Consider the following 18,343-nt stretch of genomic DNA (forward strand, 5'->3'; position numbering starts at 1 on the left):
CAGCGTTTCTTTGGTGAAAACAAGCAAATTTCGGTGAAGACACAAAAACCTGAAAACGGGGCGCCATCAGACGATGGCGCCCCGTTCTTCGAGTAAGCGAGACCTATTCGGCGCTCTTGAGCTCCGCGATCACGGTGCCCTGGGTGATGGCCGCGCCGGGCTCGACGGACAGCCCGGTGACCACGCCGTCCTTGTGGGCGGTGACGGGGTTCTCCATCTTCATGGCCTCCAGCACCACCACCAGGTCACCGGCCGCCACGGTCTGACCTTCCTCGACGGCGACCTTGACCACGGTGCCCTGCATCGGGGCGGTCACGGCGTCACCCGAGGCCGCGGCGCTGCCGCCACCGCCACGCTTGCGCGGCTTGGGCTTCTTACGGATCGCGCCGTGCGCCGGGGCGCCGCCGTTGCCGATCGCGAGATCGCCGGGCAGCGACACCTCGAGGCGGCGGCCACCGACCTCGACGACGACGGTCTGCCGCGGGATGGTGTCTTCCTCGTCGATGGGGTCGCCGCCGGTGAAGGGTTCGACGGTGTTGTTCCACTCGGTTTCGATCCAGCGGGTGTGGACGTCGAACTTGGTGCCGTCGCCGATGAACGCGGGGTCGGACACCACGGCGCGGTGGAACGGGATGACCGTCGCCAGGCCTTCGACGGTGAACTCGTCAAGGGCGCGCCGCGAGCGGGCCAGCGCCTCCTCGCGGGTGGCGCCGCTGACGATCAGCTTGGCCAGCATCGAGTCGAACTGGCCGCCGATGACCGAGCCGCTCTCCACACCGGAGTCCATACGCACACCGGGACCGGTGGGGGCGACGAACTTGGTGACCGGGCCGGGGGCGGGCAGGAAGCCGCGGCCGGCGTCCTCGCCGTTGATGCGGAACTCGATGGAGTGCCCACGCGGGGTGGGGTCCTCGGTGATGTCGAGGGCCTCGCCGTTGGCGATCTTGAACTGCTGCAGCACCAGGTCGATGCCGGAGGTCTCCTCGGTGACCGGGTGCTCGACCTGCAGGCGGGTGTTGACCTCGAGGAAGGAGATCAGCCCGTCCTGGCCGACCAGGTACTCGACGGTGCCCGCGCCGTAGTAGCCGGCCTCTTTGCAGATCCGCTTGGCCGACTCGTGGATCTCTTTGCGCTGGGCGTCGGTCAGGAACGGCGCGGGGGCTTCTTCGACGAGCTTCTGGAAGCGGCGCTGCAGCGAGCAGTCGCGGGTGCCGGCGACCACGACGTTGCCGTGGGTGTCGGCGATGACCTGGGCCTCGACGTGGCGGGGCTTGTCCAGGTAGCGCTCGACGAAGCACTCGCCGCGGCCGAACGCCGCGACGGCCTCACGGACGGCCGAGTCGTAGAGCTCGGGGATCTCTTCGATGGTGCGGGCGACCTTCATGCCGCGTCCGCCGCCGCCGAAGGCGGCCTTGATGGCCACCGGCACGCCGTACTCCTTGGCGAAGGCGACGACCTCGTCGGCGTCCTTGACCGGTTCGGAGGTGCCGGGCACCAGCGGGGCGTTGGCGCGGGCGGCGATGTGGCGGGCGGTGACCTTGTCGCCGAGGTCGCGGATCGACTGCGGGCTGGGCCCGATCCAGATCAGCCCGGCATCGAGCACGGCCTGGGCGAAATCGGCGTTCTCGGACAGGAATCCGTAGCCGGGGTGGATGGCGTTGGCGCCGGACTTGGCGGCGGCGTCGAGCAGCTTCTCGAACACCAGGTAGGACTCGGCCGAGGTCTGCCCGCCCAGAGCGAACGCCTCGTCGGCCAGCCGCACGTGCGGGGCGTCGGCGTCGGGCTCGGCGTACACGGCCACGCTGGCCAGTCCGGCGTCTCTTGCTGCACGGATGACTCGGACGGCAATCTCTCCGCGGTTGGCGACAAGCACCTTGGAGATCTTCGAGCTGGCGTGACTGGCCACTGGCGCCTCCTGATGGCGTGGTTCTGTTGGCCGAAAACGGCCATCTCTAAGAAACGTCTTTAAGAATCTATCGGGCAGTTTAAGCGCCGTCGCCGTGCCCCCGCCAAGCGGTGTCGGTTACCGCCGAGTAAGGACGGCCGACCGGTGGGCGCATCGGGTCAGGGCCCTCGCTGCGCCCCTTCCCTAGGGCTGTCCTGATCGCACCGGAGGGACACACCGTGGTGGCGGACGCGGTTTCCGCCGGCGCGCTTGGCGCTGTACATCGCCACGTCGGCCTGGACGGTGAGCCAGTGCAGCGAGTCGACGATGGTGCCGGTGTCGAGGGTGCCGACCGCGACGGTGGCGGTGCCGACGCTGCCGGTCAGCTCGTAGGGCGTGGCGGCGACGGCTTCGCGGGCCTGTTCGCCGAGGGCCTCGGCCACGGGGCCGGAGATGATGTCGGCGACCAGGAACTCCTCGCCGCCGACGCGGCCGACGATCGCCGTATCCGGCAGGTGCGCACACAGTTCCCGGCCGACGGCGACGAGCGCGTCGTCGCCGGCGCTGTGCCCGAGGGTGTCGTTGAGCACTTTGAACCGGTCGAGGTCGATCATCGCGAAGGCCAGGTGGCTGCCGCTGCGCTTGCCGTCAAGTACCGCGGCGACGACGGTGCGTTCGAACGAGCGACGGTTGAGCAGCCCGGTCAGCGGATCACGGTCGGACTGGATCAGGTCGAGGCCCAGCGCGTGCACCATGATCTGGATCGCCAGCGGGACACCGGCGTTGAGTTCGAGGACGAGGAAAAACATTGACAGGCCCAGCACCGCTTCGCCGTCGGCGACCAGATGCATCACGTGCATCGACGCCACGCCCAGCGCGACGAACAGGTTCACGGCTACCAGCTGGGCCGAGTGGAAAAAGGCCAGATAGCCGCCGGACACCGCGAGCGCCGCGCACGCCATCAGTCCGATCTCGGGCTGGGTGGCGGTCCAGCTGCCGAGCCCGATGCACACACAGATGAACAGCGCGAAACCGATGGACTGGCTGCGGGTGGGCCAGCGGGTAAGCCACAACGCCGCGTAGCCGAGCCCGACCACCCCCGCGACCGCACCGAGGGCGATCAGGAAGGCGCGGTTGGACGACGGAGGACCCCAGATCGCGTTGAGCGGAACGAGCGCGCCGGAGCCGGCGACGATCGCCATCAGGGTCTGGGCCGGGCGGGTGAAGCCGCGGGCGTGCATGTAGCTCGACAGCCAGTCGTATTGATCCGGCTGCTGCCACCAGCGTCTGATCGCCCCCACGAAACCCCCCGCTCGGATCCCACAACCGCTCACCCCGGTCTGCTGTCCAGACGGTGTGAGCGGTTTGCTAGAGCCTAGCGGGCGCCGAAACGGTTGATGAACAGAAGATCAAATCTGCTTGCGTGTCGAACGACTGGTGGGTCAGCTCACCAGTTGCCCATGCCGGGGCCCGGCTTCCAGTTCGGGTTGAACGGCCGGGCGCGGGTACCGCCCATCCGGTCGGGGACGGCCTTCAGTGACTCTTTGATCTCACCCTGGGCGAGCATGCCGCCGTCGGGGCCGCGGACTTCACCGAATGTGGCGTCGCCGGAGACGGATCCGGCTTGACGGCTGGTGACGGTGCGGTCGACGCCGATCTCCTTGGCCGACGCGGTGGCGTTGGAGAGCGCGACAAGCGCGGCCGGTGCGGCGAACACCGCCGTCCACGCCGCAATCTTGCGCGCGCGGTCGCGCCCCCTGGTGGTCTTCGCCATTCCTTGAACCCTCCCTGCGCATTCCCGGGGGGAATGCTGTTGTCGCGCCCGGTCACTGAGCTATCGCGCGGGCGGGAGGGCAGTGTTACTTCAAGCGATTCTTGATGCGGGCCAGCATCGCCGACATGCCGCGCAGCCGCAGCGGGCTGATCAGCTTGGCCAGGCCGAGGTCGCTGTAGAAGTCGTCGGGCACGGCCAGGATGTCGTCGGCGGACTGCCCGTCCAGGCCGGCGGCCAGGATCGCGGCGAACCCGCGGGTGGTGGGGGCCTCGGCGGGCGCGCTGAAGAACAGTCGCACGTTGTCGCGGTCGGCGGCGTCGACGTGCAGGAACAGCGGTGACTGGCATTCGGGCACCGGTTCCATCGCGGCCTCTTCGAGTTCGTCGGGAAGCGGCGGCAATTCACCGGCGAACTCCAGCAGCAGGGCCAACTTGTCTTGTCCCTCAACCTCTTTGAAGTCGGAGACCACCTCGGCCAGTGCGGGGGGCATACTCATCGGTTCATCGTTTCTCGCTAGGTCGCTTACGGCGCCTGGCCGGGCTCGTCACCCACGGCCACGGGCACCCGCACCGCGTTGCCCCACTCGGTCCAGGAGCCGTCGTAGTTGCGCACGCCGGGCAGCCCGAGCAGATGGGTCAGCACGAACCAGGTGTGGCTGGAGCGTTCGCCGATGCGGCAGTACACCACCGTCTTGTTCTCGGGATCGAGGAAGTCGGCGTAGAGCTCTTCGAGTTCGGCACGGCTGCGGAACTTGCCGTTGTCGAGTGCGGCCTTGGCCCACGGGATCGACACCGCGGTCGGGATGTGGCCGCCGCGCAGCGCGCCCTCTTCGGGGTAGTCGGGCATGTGGGTGCGTTCGCCGGTGTACTCCTGCGGGGAGCGCACGTCGATCAGCGGCTGCTCGCCCAGGACGGTCAGCACGTCCTCCTTGAAGGCGCGGATCGGGGCGTCATTGCGCTCGACGACGGGGTAGCCGGTGGTCTGTTTGGTCGGCACGTCGAGGGTGGTGTCGCGGCCGTCGGAGATCCACAGGTTGCGGCCGCCGTCGAGCAGGCGGACGTCGGGGTGGCCGAACAGCGTGAACACCCACAGCGCGTAGGCGGCCCACCAGTTGCTCTTGTCGCCGTAGATGACGACGGTGTCGTCGCGGGAGATGCCTTTGCGGTCCATCAGCTCGGCGAACTGCTCGCCGGTGATGTAGTCGCGCACGTGCGGGTCGTTGAGGTCGGTGTGCCAGTCGATCTTCACCGCACCGGGGATGTGGCCGGTGTCGTAGAGCAGCACGTCCTCGTCGGACTCGACGATGGCCAACCCGGGCCGGCCGAGGTTGCCCGACAGCCAGTCGGCGGTGACGAGCCGTTCCGGGTGGGCGTAGGACTGCAGAGCAGGACTGGGATCAGCGGGTAGCGGCACGTCTTCGAGCCTACCGGGGAGGTGGGGCGTGGTTTTGGGCGACGGCGTGTCCAGTTTTCGAAGCTGAGGACGAGATTGCAGCCATGGTCGCTGGGGATCGGGAGCCGCAGCGAAGTTCACGCGTCCTTCAGTCGGGCCAGAAGCCTGGACTCCGAGCGCAGCACTTGGTGAAGTGCCCTCGCGACCCGGGCTTTATGCGCCTGCCGGTTCGCGGAGTCATCAGGATGTTGAGCGGGGCGCTGATCCATGCCCATGGCCACAAGGGTATGGGCTCACGGGCCGATACTGCTCGTCTCGGTCAGTGCCGGCGCGTCCTGCAGCGCGTCGGGGCGCATGGCGTAGCTGATGACGCTGAGCGTGCACAGGATCAGCGCGGCGACGACGGCGATCTTGGTGCGCAGCTCGACGTGGTACAGGCCGTGCCGCATGTCTTCGCGGGCCTGCCGCCACGCGGCGACGCCGGCGTAGCGCAGCGGGTTCTCGACCAGGTAGTGCAGCGCCAGCGCCAAGCCGAACGCCAGCGTCAGCACGCTGACATAGAAGTACGCGTCGGGTTCCATCATCGCGGCCAGCAGCACGATCACCGGCCAGTGCGTCAGATACAGCGCATAGGACACGTCGCCGACGTAGGTGATGGCCCGGTTGCGCAGGAATCCCTGCAGCGCGGGCTCGTGCCCCACTCCGGCGGCGATCACCAGCGCAGTGCCGGCCACCGGCAGCGCCCACGGCGCGGGAACCCCGGCCGACCCGTCGATGACGACCATGCTCGCGCCGATCAGCGCGACGCCGGCCCAGGACAGCAGCGGGCGGACCGGGCGGGGCAGCCGGGCGAACGCGCCGACCGCGGTGGCCAGCAGCGCGCCGACGCCGAACTCCCAGGCGCGGGCTGCGGTGTCGAGGTACGCCGCGGCCGGCGACGCCGAGGTGGCGTACACCGCCCAGGCGAACGACGCGAGGACGAGCAGACCGGTCGCCGCGGCGATCCGCGCCAGCCGGCGGTTGTGGCCCCAGGCGCCGCGCACGGCCACCACGGTGATCCCGACGATCACGAGCGGCCAGACCAGCAGGAACTGCTCCTCGATCGACAGCGGCCAGTAGTGCAACAGCGGCGACGCGGTATCGGTCGCCGCCAGCACGTCGGTGCCGAGGAAATGCCAGTTGGCGACGAAGAAGAACGCGAACAGCGCGTCGATGCCGGTGGTGCGCAGCGCCGGTGGCGGCAGCACGTACACGACGGCGACGAGGGTCGCGATGAGCACGACGGTGGCGGCCGGGACGATGCGGCGCAGGCGGTCCCAGTAGTAGCGGCGCAGCGACGGGGCGCCGCCGTCGGCGGCGGTTCGCAGCAAACTCTCAGTGACGAAGAATCCGGTGATCACGAAGAAGACGTCGATACCGACGAAGCCGCCGCTGGGCGCGCCCCACAGATGATGCGCGAACACGGCCATGACCGCGACGGCGCGCAATCCTTGAATGTCCAATCGATGGTTTGCTCGTTCCGCGCGGCGGCGGCGTCGAATTTCCGATTGACGCCATTGATCGAGCCTTGTCACCATGTGTGCCCCCCGGCAAGCATCGACAGTTCTTCGCCATCTTTCCGGTTCCGAGACTTTTGGCAACTCGACGTGTTCGGCGTCACGGCCGGGAAACGCGCGCGCAACGCCTGAGAGACCACTGTCGGCGGCTGCGTGCTTCCTGGGGAGATCCTGCCGGTGTGCTTGAGGTCGGGCCGTTGGCGTGCCGCCGGCCTTAGCCTGATCAGGCAGTCTCCACGAGACTCCCAGCAAAAGGGCGTCGGATCTCCTGGGGCGAAAGACGATTGGCAGCAAGGGACCGTGATGAACAGAGTGATCGTGGCGACGACCGTGACGATGTGTGCCGCTGCGGCGGGCGCCGTCGCGGGTGCCGGGCCGGCGTCAGCGCACGCCGACGACGCGCAGATCCAGTACAAGGAGCCAAACGCGGCGTGGGTGATGCCGGACCTGAAGGATGAGGTGCTTTACCGCGCCGAACAGGACGTTGAGGGCGTCGTCGACAACATGCCGTTGAAGTTCAAGACCCTGGCGCCCAATCACGAGGCCGTCTACAACCTGGAGGACTGGGTGGTGTGCGGTGAGTCGCCGAAGGCGGGCAGCGCGCTGTCGAAGGCGAAGACGAAGTCGGTGACGCTGCTGGTCGAGCGGCCCGGCGGGAAGGCCTGCGGCGCGTAACGAGGGGTTGCGCCACCGGGCTGGGGAACCGGCGTGAGCAAATCGTTACCTAACGCTTTGGGTTGAGCTTCCAGGCACCTCTAAGCTTCTCGGCATGGAGCTGAAGGGGTTCAGGAGGCAGCGGCGAAGCATGGCAGTCGCAGCGGTGGCGGCCGGGATGTTTGCGTCGGGTATCGGCATCGGTGCGCCGACCGCGGGGGCGGCGCCCACCGTGGGGGACACGTGGCAGATGGGCACCTACCGGAATGAGGTCCTGCAGCGCGCCATCGACGACGTGATCGCGAACGCGGGCGAGCAGAACGTCCGCTTCAATCTGTACAACCGAGACCTGAACCAGGTGATCTACAACTACACCAACTGGGTGGTGTGCGGGCAGGCCCCGTCGGCCGGCAGCACGGTGAAGGTCGGCGAGAAGCCGCGGACGGTGACCTTCGCGTTGGCGCGGCGTTTTTCGGGCTGCTGATTCGCCGATCCTGTTCCACTGACCGGGTGCACTGAGGCGGCGACCGCCCGCGCCCAATGGTCGTGCCGATGCGCGGCCACGTATCGATTTTGTCGCGTATGTGCACTTGCGGCATTGGGGTGCATGAATCCGCAGCCGTCGCCTGCGTGCACCGCGCCATGCGTCGATGGCGATCGGTGCTGCGTCCTCAACACTCCCGCTACCTCGCCCGAAGCCGTGCCGCAGACGAACCAGCAAACATTTAGCGATGGCCGGGGTCGCACTCGTGACGCGTTCCCACGTCGTCAGTCCGAAGGCCGGCTCCAGGGCGTTCGTAACGTGAAAAGGCTTTAGCAACAGCACTTTTCGGCGCAAAGGCGGAACCCGTCCCCGCAGCGGTTCACGGTTGACATCGGGCTTCCCGAGTGGGATGGTTGCAGCTAACTAAATCGGGAGGAAGTGGGGGGTCATGTCCGCTGTCGCTGCAAAATCCTCAAGGGTCGGGACCAAATTCCAGGTCGGAACCGCCGCGTGTGCGGTGGCCGCCGCGGCCGTGCTGACGCCGGCGGTGGCTGCGCAGGCCGACATCGCGCTGCCGGTACCTGCTGCGCCGGCGATGTCGGACCTCGTGACCGCGCCGATGATCTCGTCGGTCGGTGTGGCCGAACAGGGGTCGTGGATCTGGTTCGGCCGCACCAAGGATGACGGCCCCACCTACACTTCGGTGGCGTCGTTCTCGCCGCTGGCTCTGGTGCCGGGGTTCCTCCAGCCGCTGTTCTCGTGGTTCGCCAACATCAACTTCACCGCCTGCTTCCTCGGCCTGAACGCCAGGATCGGGCCCTACGGCACGCTATCGGTCGGTTTCAGCCGAGGCTGCTGATCGCCGAGCTTCACCAATGGGGACTGTCCGCACGGGCAGTCCCCATTGCGTTGACGCATCACGTCCACAGCTCGGCGATCGACAGGCCGGCAGCCTGCAGCATGCGGCGCACCAACGGCATGCTGAGGCCGATCACGTTGGACGGGTCGCCTTCGATGCGGTCGATGAACCAGCCGCCGAGGCCGTCGAGGGTGAACCCGCCTGCCACATAAAGGGGTTCACCGCTGTCGATGTAGCGGGTCAGCTCCGCAGCGGTCGGGGTTCCGAAATGCACTGCGGTGCTGCCAGTGTCGCCCTCGGTGTGGGTGATCACGCCGGCGGCGATGCGCAGCAGCGCGTGTCCGGTCAGCAGATGCCCGGTGGTGCCGGCCATCGACGCCCACTGCGCGCGCGCCGCATCCGCCGATCCCGGCTTGCCGCGCAGGTTTCCGTCGTGGAACAGCATGGAGTCGCAGCCGATCACCACGCAGTCGGCGAGCAGATCCTCAGGTAGTGCCGCGGCCACGCTGACCGCCTTGGCTGTGGCGAGCTTGGCCACCACCGCCTCGGGTGGCATCTCCGGATCCAAGGATGCGATCAACGCGTCCTCGTCGACGTCGGAGACGATCACCTGTGGGTCGATACCGGCCTGGCGCAGGACACCGAGCCGGCCCTGGGAGGCCGACGCGAGAACGACGCGCGTCATCGATCAGTCACGCTGGTCATGCGGCGATGTTATCCGGCGCGGTGCGACGGATTTCCCGCACATCAGTGGGCCGGAGGTCTTTTCGCCTGCACGGCAGATTAATTGTTGGTTGCGCGAGATTAATTCTCCGAATCCCCGGCCGCAAATAATGCTCGGAAAGCGCGGGCGGGCATCCCGTGCAGCACCTCGATCCGCAGCGTTGTCGCAGGTAGAGCGGTCAGAAAGAGTCGCGTCGGTGCCGATTTTTCGTCGCCGTCCCTTCTTTTGACGTCGCCGCAACCCTCTGCCAACATTTTTCCTACAGCCCCGACAATGGAAGGCGGGCGATATGTCTGCTGAGGCAACACGATTTTCGACGGTCTGCACCAAGTTTCAGGTGGGCGCCGCCGCGTGCGCCATTGCGGGGGCCGCGGTCCTGACGCCGGCCGTCGCCGCGCAGGCCGATATCGTCACCCTGCCCGCTCCGTCGGCACCGATGGTCTCCGAGATCATGGCCGCACCGGCGCTGGGCGCCGCGGCCGTTCCCGAGCAGTGGTGGTGGTTCCACGGCCCCGGCCCGGGTGAGGACGGCCCCACCACGTTCTTCACCTTCACGCCGTTGGCGTTGATTCCGAACTGGATCAAGCCGCTCTACAGCTGGTTCACCCAGAGCCTGAACTTCTCGACGTGCATCTTCGGGATCACGCTGTCGATCGGCCCCTACGGGACCACCAAGCTCGGCTACAGCCGGGGCTGCTGACACTCTTCCCACGAAAAAGCTCCAGGCAGCGGAGAACCGCTGCCTGGAGTTTCGTGCGTCCTGGTTTACGTCACCGCCGCATGTGCATGCGTTCGAGCAGGGTGACGCGCTGCCAGCTGGTGACGTCGTAGCGCAGTTTGTCGACCGGGTGGCCCCACGGGTTGAGTTCCTGGGGGCCGGGATCGGCGGGTGCGCCGCCACCGGCGCCGGCCAGCACGGTCACCAGCGCGGCGAGCTCTTCGAGCGTCGGCTCGCCTTTGAGCACCTGGAAGTGCGGGTCGGGCGGGGGCGGGTCGTCGATGGTCATCTCGCGCGGGTCGGAGACCTCGACGATGTCGGAGTCGTGATTCATGCGCAAAGTCCTTGTCTGGGAAGGCGTTCAGGCCGGATTACAGCGGGATGTTGCCGTGCTTCTTCGGCGGGGTCTGAACGACCTTGCGCTCCAACAGCTTCAGGGCGGTGGCGACGTAGCCGCGGGTGTGCGACGGCGGGATCACCGCGTCGACGTAGCCGCGCTCGGCGGCGATGTACGGGTTCACCAGGGTGTCCTCGTACTCCTGCTGCAGCTGCAGGCGCAGCGCGTCAACGTCCTCGCCGTTGGCGGCGGCTTCCTTGAGCTTCTGGCGGTAGACGAACCCGACGGCGCCGGAGGCGCCCATCACCGCGATCTGGGCGGTCGGCCAGGCCACCACCACGTCGGCGCCCATGTCCTTGGAGCCCATCACGCAGTACGCGCCGCCATAGGACTTGCGGGTGATCACGGTGACCTTGGCCACAGTGGCCTCACCGTAGGCGTAGAGCAGCTTGGCGCCGCGGCGGATGATGCCGTTGTACTCCTGGTCGGTGCCGGGCAGGAAGCCGGGCACGTCGACCAGCAGCACGATCGGGATGTTGAAGCAGTCGCAGGTACGGATGAAGCGGGCGGCCTTCTCCGAGGCGTTGATGTCCAGGCAGCCGGCGAACTGGGTGGGCTGGTTGGCCACGATGCCCACCGGGCGGCCGTCGACGCGGCCGAAGCCGACCACGATGTTGCCCGCGTAGCCGGCCTGCACCTCGAGGAACTCGTCGTCGTCGAGGATGCGGGTGATGACCTCGTGCATGTCGTAGGGCTGGTTCGGCGAGTCCGGGATCAGCGTGTCGAGCTCGAGGTCCTCGTCGGTGAGGCTCTCCTCGATCGGGGCGTCAGCGTGCGGGGCCGGGTAGCGCGGCGGCTCCGCGTAGTTGTTGGGCGGCAGGTAGGACAGCAGGTCGCGGACGTAGTCCAGGGCGTCCTGCTCGCCGGAGGCGACGTAGTGCACGGTGCCCGACTTGGACATGTGGGTGTGGGCGCCGCCGAGCTCTTCCATGGTGACGTCCTCGCCGGTGACGGTCTTGATGACGTCGGGGCCGGTGATGAACATCTGGCTGGTCTGGTCGACCATGATGACGAAGTCGGTCAGCGCGGGGGAGTAGACGTGCCCGCCGGCCGCCGCGCCCATGATCAGCGAGATCTGCGGGATGACGCCGGAGGCCTTGATGTTGTTGTGGAAGATGCGGCTGTAGAGGCCGAGGGAGACCACGCCCTCCTGGATGCGGGCGCCGGCGCCGTCGTTGATGCCGATTAGCGGGCGGCCGGTCTTGATGGCTAGCTCCTGGACCTTGACGATCTTCTCGCCGTAGACCTCGCCGAGGCTGCCGCCGAAGACGGTGGCGTCCTGGCTGAACACGCACACGTCGCGGCCGTCGATGGTGCCGTAGCCGGTGACCACACCGTCGCCGGTGGGCCGGTTCTTCTCCAGGCCGAAGTTCTTGCTGCGGTGCTTGGCCAGCGCGTCGAGCTCGACGAACGAGCCCTCGTCCAGCAGCGCCAGGATGCGCTCGCGGGCGGTCAGCTTGCCTTTGGCGTGCACCTTCTCCACGGCGGCCTCGCCGACCGGGTGCAGGGCCTCCTCGGCGCGTTTGCGCAGGTCGGCCAGCTTCCCGGCGGTGGTGTGGATGTCGATCTCGTGGGAGGCGGCTGGCGTCGCCGGGGATTCGCTCACGCTGGTCATAGCTCCCGATGCTAACCGCGCCGACCGGCGGTGTCGCGGGTGGCCCTTACTAGTCCCTTAGAAAAGGAGCTCGGCGGCCCTCACCTGACCTCTGGTGCCCGGCGAGGCCCTCCGCGCATTGGTAGCCTGCGGACAACCGCGGGGGCGGCACAGGGGAGGACTCACCTCATTCTTTCCGCACAGCACCGCGCGTCGACGTGGCAACGACGTGCGACGGTGGTGGCGATCCTTATCGCCCTCGGATTCTCGATCCTGACCGTGGTGATTCGCGCGTTACCGCTGACGAACACAGTCATGCTGGTGATTGCGGTGGCGGCGCCCTACAGCGTGGTGGTGGCCATGATCGGGCTCGTGCTGGCGGTGTTGTCTCGCCGAGTGATTCTGTCGGTGGTGGCGGTGATCGTGCTTGCGGTATCGCTCGGAATTCAAGTGCGTTGGTACTACGGCGGAAGCGCCAGCGTCAGCGCAGCCTCGGCCGGCGGGGACGTCCAGGTGCGGGTGTTGTCATCGAATCTGCGCTACGGACGGGCGGACCCAAGCGCGTTCGTCGAATTGGCCCGCACTAGTGCGGATGTCGTCACCGTGACGGAACTGACACCCGAAGCGGTGGGCAGGTTTCACCACGCCGGCATCAACTGTCAGTTCTCATCCGATCAGAAGCATTCTCATTTGATGTGACACATCGGCGCGCCTTTCTCATTTGATCTGATACAGCCGGTACCGTTCTGGGCATGTCGATGCTGGCCACTGGTGCTGTTGCCGCGGGCCGGTGCGATGCGGTGTTTGAGGTAGCCGATGCCGACGGGACTTCACGTCTTCCGCTGGAGTTGGCTCATGGGATCCGGTTCGATGTCGATTGCGAGCCGGTGCGGTCGTTTCCGTCGTTTCGTGGGCAACGGAATTTTCCTGGATTGTGGTGGTTCGCGACGATGCGCAGGCACATCGGTTATGAATCGTGGGTTGAGCGGGATCAGCTGATGGCATTGGATGCTGATCCTGACACCGTTGGCGTTGCCTCCCAACCTTTTCGGCTGCGATGGTCTGATGGCCGTCATCATGTTCCCGACTACTACGCTCGCAGATCCGACGGCACGGTCGTGATCGTCGACGTCCGTCCCGATGACCGGATTCCGGAGTCTGATGCGGAGTTGTTCGCCCGCTCGGAGGCCGTGTGCACTGCGGCCGGCTGGCAGTACAAGCGCGTCGGCGTTTTGGACCCTGTGTTGGCAGCGAACCTGCGGTGGTTGTCGGGGTCCCGGCATCCGCGCGTGTTCCGACCGGGCGTGGCGGCCGAACTGTTGAGCTGTTTCGCCCACGAGCGGCCGCTTCTGGAGGGCGCGAAGGCCCTGGGCGATCCGCTGGTGGTGCTGCCTGTGCTGTTCCACTTGCTCTGGCACCGACGATTGGTGGCCGATCTTTCTCGCACGGTCCTCGACGATCGGACACCGGTGAGCGCGGCAGTGTCGTGAGTTCGCTGCGAGGTGGTGTGATCCGTGAAGGTGACGAAATCCGCCTAGGTTCACGGGTTTTCACGGTCTCGAGTCTGGCCGCAGGATCGGTACGGCTCATCGACGCTGTTGGTGAACGCACAACTGTTCCCCTGGCGGCGGTGCTGGCCGATTCGACTCTGGAGGTGCTGGCGGGGTCACGGCCGGTGCTGTGGTCTGTTGAGGCGCTCGAAGGTGTGCCCGAGGAGGTCGCTGATCGGGCACGGTGGTGGGAACACCACATCGTCGAGGTGTTGACCGGGCGCCGACCTGAGAGTCCTGCTGGGCAGCCGATCCGTCCAGAGTTCGATCCGGCGGTCCGGTCCCTTCGCCAAAGGGAGCTGACCAAGCTTGAGGAGCTGCGTGCCGCCGGTCACGATCTGGCGTTGATCACCCTGCAACGTCAGCGATCCCGGTACGAGGCCAAAGGTCTTCTGGGATTGGTGGACGGCCGCTATCTCGCCAGACGTCCGGTGTTGGGTCGTGTTGATGAGCGTGTCGTTGCCGTGGTCCGGCGTCTCATCGACAACGAGACTGACGTATCGACCGGCACGGTGAGCAGGCTCCAGCGCAAGTTGGAGAAGGCGCTGCTGGCCGAATACGGTGCCGACGACGCCCCGAAAGTCCCGTCACAGGCCACGTTCTACCGGCTCGTCAAACGCCTGGAGGAAGGCAAACACACCTTCGGTTCCGCGCGTACCCGCAGGTCATTAGCCAAACAACCCGACGGCCCCTTCGGGACGGTCACCGCAGCCCGTCCCGGTGAAATGGTGGAAATCGACTCCACCCCGCTGGACGTGAGGGTGGTCCTTGATGACGGTGTGGTCGATCGGGTGGAGCTGACCGCCATGGTCGACAACGTCACCCGCTCGATCCCGGCGGCAGTTCTGCGGCCCACCACCAAGGCCGTCGATGCCGCGTTGTTGTTGGCCAAGGCGTTGACCCCAGAGCCGATGCGCCCGGGTTGGTCTGATGCGTTGCGGTTGTCACGCTCGGTGTTGCCGCACCGGCGTTTGACCGATATCGATCAACGCCTCGCCGACGCCGCGGCCCGCCCGGTAATCGCTCCCGAGACCATCGTCTGTGATCACGGGAAGGCATTTCTCTCCAAGACCTTTGAGCAGGCGTGCTGCTCACTGGGCATCAACCTGCAACCCGCTCATCCGGATCAACCCACTGACAAACCGAAAGTGGAACGCACCCTGCAGTCAGTGGGCACATTGTTCGCCCAATACGTCGCCGGCTATGTCGGCTCCAGCGTCGAACGTCGCGGCAAGAACGCCGACCAGGACGCCGTGTGGTCATTGCTGGAACTGCAGGCGTTGCTCGATGAGTGGCTCGTCGCGGTGTGGCAGAACCGCCCCCACGACGGACTACGTGACCCGGTGACCCCAGGCAAAGCACTGACGCCCAACGAGAAGTACGCGGCCCTGGTCGAAGTCGCGGGTTACGTCCCAGTACCGCTGAGCGCCGACGACTACATCGAGTTATTACCCGCGACGTGGCGCACCATCGGCTCAGCGGGTATCCGGGTCAATCACCGGACCTACGATGCCCGGGCACTGAACCCGTACCGCCGGGCCGACTCTGGGGTTCGGTCCCGCAACGGACGGTGGGAGGTTCACTACGACCCCTACGACGTCTCTCAGATCTGGGTCCGCAACCACCACGACGACGGCTGGATCACCGCGACCTGGACCCACATGCGCACCGCTGCAGTGCCATTCGGGAACACCGTGTGGAAGCAAGCCCAAGCGATCGTCTCCGAAAGGGGCGCAGATCCGGTGACCGAAGCCGAGATCGCGGCGGCGGCCGACGCCCTACTGGACCGTGCCGAACGCGGCCCCGACACCCAGCAGAACCCGCCAGCAGCTCGACGCGCAGCAGCCAGGGCCCGATCCATCCCCGAGCCGTCCTGGCCACACCCCGCCAGGCCGGAGGACACCAACCAGAACCAGGAACCGCCGGAGATGAGCAGCGACGGGCCCCAAGGTTCCGATGATGACGATCTCGCTGATGTCATCCCGTTGCCGGTGTTCGACGCACGTAAGGAGGCCGAGCAGTGGCATTGGTGAGCCCGATCAGTCAACTCGAGGAGCGCCGGCAACCGACGACAACCCTGGAAGGGTGGCGACGGTTCATCGACGCGGACCGGCCTGAATTCACCTTGCTGCCCGAACAAGGCTGGTCTGATCTCGACGACGCTGATCGGATCGCCTACAACGAGGCCAGGGTGGCCCATCATTCCGAGCTCGTCGTGGTAACCACCTCGGCGATCCAGAAGATCACCAACGAGGGCCAGCTGCTCACTTTGCTGAATCAACGCGAGATCGGCGCCCGGCGGGGGCTGATCGTCTCTGGTGGCGCGGCCACCGGAAAGACCACGGCGATCAAACAACTCGGTCGGTTCCACGAACTTCGGATCCGCACCCGCTACTCGGACAAAACCCGTATCCCCGTCGTCTACGTGACCGCTCCGCCGAAGGGCTCAGCTCGCAAGCTCGCTATGGAATTCGCCCGCTTCCTGGGGCTTCCACCGGTACGACGGATGAACGTCACCGATATCGCCGACGCGGTGTGCCAAGTGCTCATCGACGCGCGTACCGACATCGTGGTCGTCGACGAGATCCATAACCTCAATCTCGATACCCGCGCCGGAGAAGAGCTTTCCGACCACTTGAAGTACTTCACCGAACACCTCCCTGCGACCTTCGTCTACGCCGGCATCGACGTCGAACGCTCCGGGGTTTTTACCGGTACCCGCGGCCGCCAACTGGCCGGGCGCTGCGGTGTCATCAACACAGCGGCCTTCCCGTATGGGCAAGAGTGGCGAGCACTGGTCGCCGCGATGGAGGGAACCCTGCGACTGCACCGACACGAGCCGGGCACGCTCGTGCGCCAGACGAAATACCTGCACCAACGCACCGGCGGAATGATAGGAAGCCTTGCCCACCTCATCCGCTCGGCAGCCATCCGGGCAATGCTGGACCACACCGAACACATCGACCGTCAGGGCTTGGACAGCGTCCTCATCGACTACGCAGCTCAGGCCTCAGCCCAACGCAGCGCCGGATAGCAGTGATCAACGACTGGCCCCGACTACCACCACGACCACTTCCGCAGTCAGTCACCGCATTTCGCGATGAAACCGTGCACTCCTTCACCACCCGACTCGCCCACGCCAACCGACTCCCGCCCCAAAGCCTGCGCGACTACGCCGCACGCGAAGGCCACTACGTCGACCCCGACCGCCTCGCCCGGCTCAGCGGCTACCCACGACATGTCCTCGGCGCCCGACTGCGGGGCCTGACCGCTGATGAACGTGACCTCACCCGCCAGCGGGCACGGGCCCGCCCACTCTGCCGGTTTTGCTCAGCCAGGCGAGGGGCGACCCAGCCGGTCCATTGCTGGCTGCCCGACCACCTCACCGTCTGCCATCGCCACAACCGCTGGATCGGCCCTTCCGCCCAGCGATGGGACGATCAGATATCACTCAAAAACTATCCAGCCGTTGCCCAAGCTGCCAGGGCGCATCATGCCCTGGCCAAGCGCAACAACCCCGACATCGTTGAGCTAGCGATCAACGACGCATCACGTATAGTTCTGCGGCAGCGACGATTCCGACACAGTGATGATATCGGCGAGAGCGCGGTTACCGGCATCGCCCTGGGAGGGCGATGGGCCAGCATCTCAACGGTCAACCTGCACATCGCCACCTACGTCGAAACGGTGAAGATGGCCGCGGTCATCATCGATCGACGGCCCGCATTGTTGAACCGCTCCGGTGATCCCAGCCCCGCCCGCATGGCTCTCCTGGCAGCCGCGAACGCAGTGTTCGGCGCCGAGCACGAGACAGCGACCGACGCAGCCCTCGACGGCTGGCTGAACAACCAGCAGATTATCCGGGAGTCCCGATGATCCCGCCGGAAATCCGATGCGTGACGTTCGACATCGGCGAGACACTGGTTGATGAGACTCGAATGTGGAGCGAACTCGCCCAACGACTCGGTGACGCCATTGACCTTGAGCAGCGTGCTGGGAGCCCTGATCGCCACCGGACGACATCACCACGATCTGTGGGAGGTTCTTGGCGTCGATCGACCCACAGTGGGCGTCGACCCCGGCTTCGGAGACTTGTATCCCGATGCTCTGGAATGCGTCGCCGCGGCGCGTCGAGCAGGGTTGATCGTCGGCGTTGCCGGAAACCAACCAGAAACCGTCGAGCAGATGCTCGCAACAGCCGGGCTGGAAGCAGACTTCGTGGCATCATCCGCAGCATGGGGTGTAGCCAAGCCAGACCCCGCGTTCTTCGACCGGCTGATCGCCGAAGCGCAGGCTCCCGCCGAGAGCATCTTGTATGTGGGTGATCGCCTCGACAACGACATACTGCCCGCCCGCGCGATCGGGATGCACACGGCGTTCATCCGCCGCGGACCATGGGGCCACATTCACGCCCTCAAAGAAGAAGCGGTGCTTGCTGATCTGCGGGTGAACTCGCTGCACGAACTGGCAACACTCTTCGCTTCGGACTGTAGCTGATCGTGCGCGGAGCGACTTTGACAGCGAAAACCGAAGTCCGCCAAGACGATCATTTCGGACAGGGCGACGTCGACGAATGGGCAGTTAGCCCGGATTTTGCGTGGTAATTGGTGTGGGTTCGGTGTGATGCCGAGTTGTGTTGTTGGGTAGTGGTTTTCGTGTGGTGGCGTAGAGGTGCTGTCCCGTGTCGCCGGGTGGGGCGGGCTTTCCTGGGGCCTGTGGGTCCTTCATCGTTGATGGGTCCGATGGGGTGGGGTGT

Annotated in this window: 19 protein-coding genes; 10 read left to right on the plus strand and 9 right to left on the minus strand. The window is 66.4% G+C overall.

The window, feature by feature from the left end; translation table 11 throughout:
* Positions 1-103 precede the first annotated feature (103 nt).
* From ACTWP6_RS11010 to ACTWP6_RS11035, 6 genes are all read right to left on the minus strand, one after another.
* Complete coding sequence (locus ACTWP6_RS11010) at positions 104-1,906, minus strand: acetyl/propionyl/methylcrotonyl-CoA carboxylase subunit alpha (RefSeq protein WP_443187657.1); 1,803 nt, start codon at positions 1,904-1,906, stop codon at positions 104-106.
* Between the two features lie 158 nt (positions 1,907-2,064).
* Entirely contained in the window at positions 2,065-3,186 is a 1,122-nt protein-coding gene (locus ACTWP6_RS11015; protein WP_443187658.1) for a GGDEF domain-containing protein, read from the minus strand.
* Between the two features lie 146 nt (positions 3,187-3,332).
* The gene (locus tag ACTWP6_RS11020) at positions 3,333-3,659 is read right to left on the minus strand and encodes a hypothetical protein (protein ID WP_443187659.1); all 327 of its coding nucleotides are present in this window, start codon (positions 3,657-3,659) and stop codon (positions 3,333-3,335) included.
* A gap of 85 nt (positions 3,660-3,744) precedes the next feature.
* Complete coding sequence (locus ACTWP6_RS11025; RefSeq protein ID WP_260757651.1) at positions 3,745-4,155, minus strand: SufE family protein; 411 nt, start codon at positions 4,153-4,155, stop codon at positions 3,745-3,747.
* Positions 4,156-4,181: 26 nt separating this feature from the next.
* Positions 4,182-5,072, minus strand: a complete 891-nt coding sequence (locus tag ACTWP6_RS11030) for a sulfurtransferase (RefSeq protein ID WP_260757652.1) — start codon at positions 5,070-5,072, stop codon at positions 4,182-4,184.
* 272 nt (positions 5,073-5,344) lie between these two features.
* Entirely contained in the window at positions 5,345-6,628 is a 1,284-nt protein-coding gene (locus ACTWP6_RS11035; protein ID WP_443187660.1) for an acyltransferase family protein, read from the minus strand.
* Between the two features lie 282 nt (positions 6,629-6,910).
* On the opposite strand from ACTWP6_RS11035, the gene ACTWP6_RS11040 reads away from it, so the two are divergent.
* From ACTWP6_RS11040 to ACTWP6_RS11050, 3 genes are all read left to right on the plus strand, one after another.
* On the plus strand, positions 6,911-7,282 hold the full coding sequence (locus tag ACTWP6_RS11040; protein WP_443187661.1) for a hypothetical protein: 372 nt from the start codon (positions 6,911-6,913) through the stop codon (positions 7,280-7,282).
* A gap of 130 nt (positions 7,283-7,412) precedes the next feature.
* Positions 7,413-7,745, plus strand: a complete 333-nt coding sequence (locus ACTWP6_RS11045) for a hypothetical protein (protein WP_443187662.1) — start codon at positions 7,413-7,415, stop codon at positions 7,743-7,745.
* 448 nt (positions 7,746-8,193) lie between these two features.
* A complete protein-coding gene (locus tag ACTWP6_RS11050; protein WP_443187663.1) occupies positions 8,194-8,604 on the plus strand; it encodes a hypothetical protein in 411 nt (136 codons plus the stop codon).
* 58 nt (positions 8,605-8,662) lie between these two features.
* Here the strand turns inward: ACTWP6_RS11050 and ACTWP6_RS11055 are convergent, their stop codons facing one another.
* A complete protein-coding gene (locus ACTWP6_RS11055) occupies positions 8,663-9,289 on the minus strand; it encodes a Maf family protein (RefSeq protein WP_443187664.1) in 627 nt (208 codons plus the stop codon).
* A gap of 328 nt (positions 9,290-9,617) precedes the next feature.
* Between ACTWP6_RS11055 and ACTWP6_RS11060 the strand changes: the two genes are divergently transcribed.
* Positions 9,618-10,028, plus strand: coding sequence for a hypothetical protein (locus ACTWP6_RS11060; RefSeq protein ID WP_443187665.1), 411 nt, complete (start codon positions 9,618-9,620; stop codon positions 10,026-10,028).
* Between the two features lie 70 nt (positions 10,029-10,098).
* Here ACTWP6_RS11060 and ACTWP6_RS11065 read toward each other — a convergent pair whose 3' ends face one another.
* Complete coding sequence (locus ACTWP6_RS11065) at positions 10,099-10,380, minus strand: acyl-CoA carboxylase subunit epsilon (RefSeq protein WP_443187666.1); 282 nt, start codon at positions 10,378-10,380, stop codon at positions 10,099-10,101.
* A 37-nt stretch (positions 10,381-10,417) separates the two neighbouring features.
* Positions 10,418-12,058, minus strand: coding sequence for an acyl-CoA carboxylase subunit beta (locus tag ACTWP6_RS11070; RefSeq protein WP_443187667.1), 1,641 nt, complete (start codon positions 12,056-12,058; stop codon positions 10,418-10,420).
* Positions 12,059-12,274: 216 nt separating this feature from the next.
* On the opposite strand from ACTWP6_RS11070, the gene ACTWP6_RS11075 reads away from it, so the two are divergent.
* The 6 genes from ACTWP6_RS11075 (at position 12,275) to ACTWP6_RS11100 (ending at position 18,084) form a co-directional block, all read left to right on the plus strand.
* Positions 12,275-12,736 (plus strand): hypothetical protein, encoded by a 462-nt coding sequence (locus tag ACTWP6_RS11075; RefSeq protein WP_443187668.1) that lies wholly within the window; start codon positions 12,275-12,277, stop codon positions 12,734-12,736.
* A 53-nt stretch (positions 12,737-12,789) separates the two neighbouring features.
* The gene (locus ACTWP6_RS11080; RefSeq protein ID WP_234813869.1) at positions 12,790-13,527 is read left to right on the plus strand and encodes a TnsA-like heteromeric transposase endonuclease subunit; all 738 of its coding nucleotides are present in this window, start codon (positions 12,790-12,792) and stop codon (positions 13,525-13,527) included.
* Between the two features lie 140 nt (positions 13,528-13,667).
* Positions 13,668-15,620: a Mu transposase C-terminal domain-containing protein gene (locus ACTWP6_RS11085; RefSeq protein ID WP_443187669.1), complete on the plus strand. Its 1,953-nt coding sequence runs from the start codon at positions 13,668-13,670 to the stop codon at positions 15,618-15,620.
* Positions 15,608-16,621, plus strand: a complete 1,014-nt coding sequence (locus tag ACTWP6_RS11090) for a TniB family NTP-binding protein (protein ID WP_085173304.1) — start codon at positions 15,608-15,610, stop codon at positions 16,619-16,621. Before ACTWP6_RS11085 ends, ACTWP6_RS11090 begins: the two co-directional genes overlap by 13 nt.
* A gap of 74 nt (positions 16,622-16,695) precedes the next feature.
* Positions 16,696-17,463 carry a hypothetical protein gene (locus tag ACTWP6_RS11095; protein ID WP_234813870.1) on the plus strand — a complete coding sequence of 256 codons (768 nt, stop codon included), beginning with the start codon at positions 16,696-16,698 and terminating at the stop codon, positions 17,461-17,463.
* Between the two features lie 114 nt (positions 17,464-17,577).
* The gene (locus ACTWP6_RS11100; protein ID WP_443187670.1) at positions 17,578-18,084 is read left to right on the plus strand and encodes an HAD family hydrolase; all 507 of its coding nucleotides are present in this window, start codon (positions 17,578-17,580) and stop codon (positions 18,082-18,084) included.
* Positions 18,085-18,343 lie beyond the last annotated feature (259 nt).

Source organism: Mycobacterium sp. 4D054 (genome assembly GCF_052245755.1).
In the GTDB taxonomy this organism is placed as follows: Bacteria; Actinomycetota; Actinomycetes; order Mycobacteriales; family Mycobacteriaceae; genus Mycobacterium.

What these genes read in the sequence shown, in the direction of transcription:
- ACTWP6_RS11020 (WP_443187659.1), bottom strand. Translation starts at nt 3,659, where the DNA reads ATGGCGAAGACCACCAGGGGGCGCGACCGCGCGCGCAAGATTGCGGCG.
- ACTWP6_RS11080 (WP_234813869.1), top strand. Translation starts at nt 12,790, where the DNA reads ATGTCGATGCTGGCCACTGGTGCTGTTGCCGCGGGCCGGTGCGATGCG.
- ACTWP6_RS11035 (WP_443187660.1), bottom strand. Translation starts at nt 6,628, where the DNA reads ATGGTGACAAGGCTCGATCAATGGCGTCAATCGGAAATTCGACGCCGC.
- ACTWP6_RS11040 (WP_443187661.1), top strand. Translation starts at nt 6,911, where the DNA reads ATGAACAGAGTGATCGTGGCGACGACCGTGACGATGTGTGCCGCTGCG.
- ACTWP6_RS11025 (WP_260757651.1), bottom strand. Translation starts at nt 4,155, where the DNA reads ATGAGTATGCCCCCCGCACTGGCCGAGGTGGTCTCCGACTTCAAAGAG.
- ACTWP6_RS11060 (WP_443187665.1), top strand. Translation starts at nt 9,618, where the DNA reads ATGTCTGCTGAGGCAACACGATTTTCGACGGTCTGCACCAAGTTTCAG.
- ACTWP6_RS11055 (WP_443187664.1), bottom strand. Translation starts at nt 9,289, where the DNA reads ATGACGCGCGTCGTTCTCGCGTCGGCCTCCCAGGGCCGGCTCGGTGTC.
- ACTWP6_RS11070 (WP_443187667.1), bottom strand. Translation starts at nt 12,058, where the DNA reads ATGACCAGCGTGAGCGAATCCCCGGCGACGCCAGCCGCCTCCCACGAG.
- ACTWP6_RS11065 (WP_443187666.1), bottom strand. Translation starts at nt 10,380, where the DNA reads ATGAATCACGACTCCGACATCGTCGAGGTCTCCGACCCGCGCGAGATG.
- ACTWP6_RS11050 (WP_443187663.1), top strand. Translation starts at nt 8,194, where the DNA reads ATGTCCGCTGTCGCTGCAAAATCCTCAAGGGTCGGGACCAAATTCCAG.
- ACTWP6_RS11045 (WP_443187662.1), top strand. Translation starts at nt 7,413, where the DNA reads ATGGCAGTCGCAGCGGTGGCGGCCGGGATGTTTGCGTCGGGTATCGGC.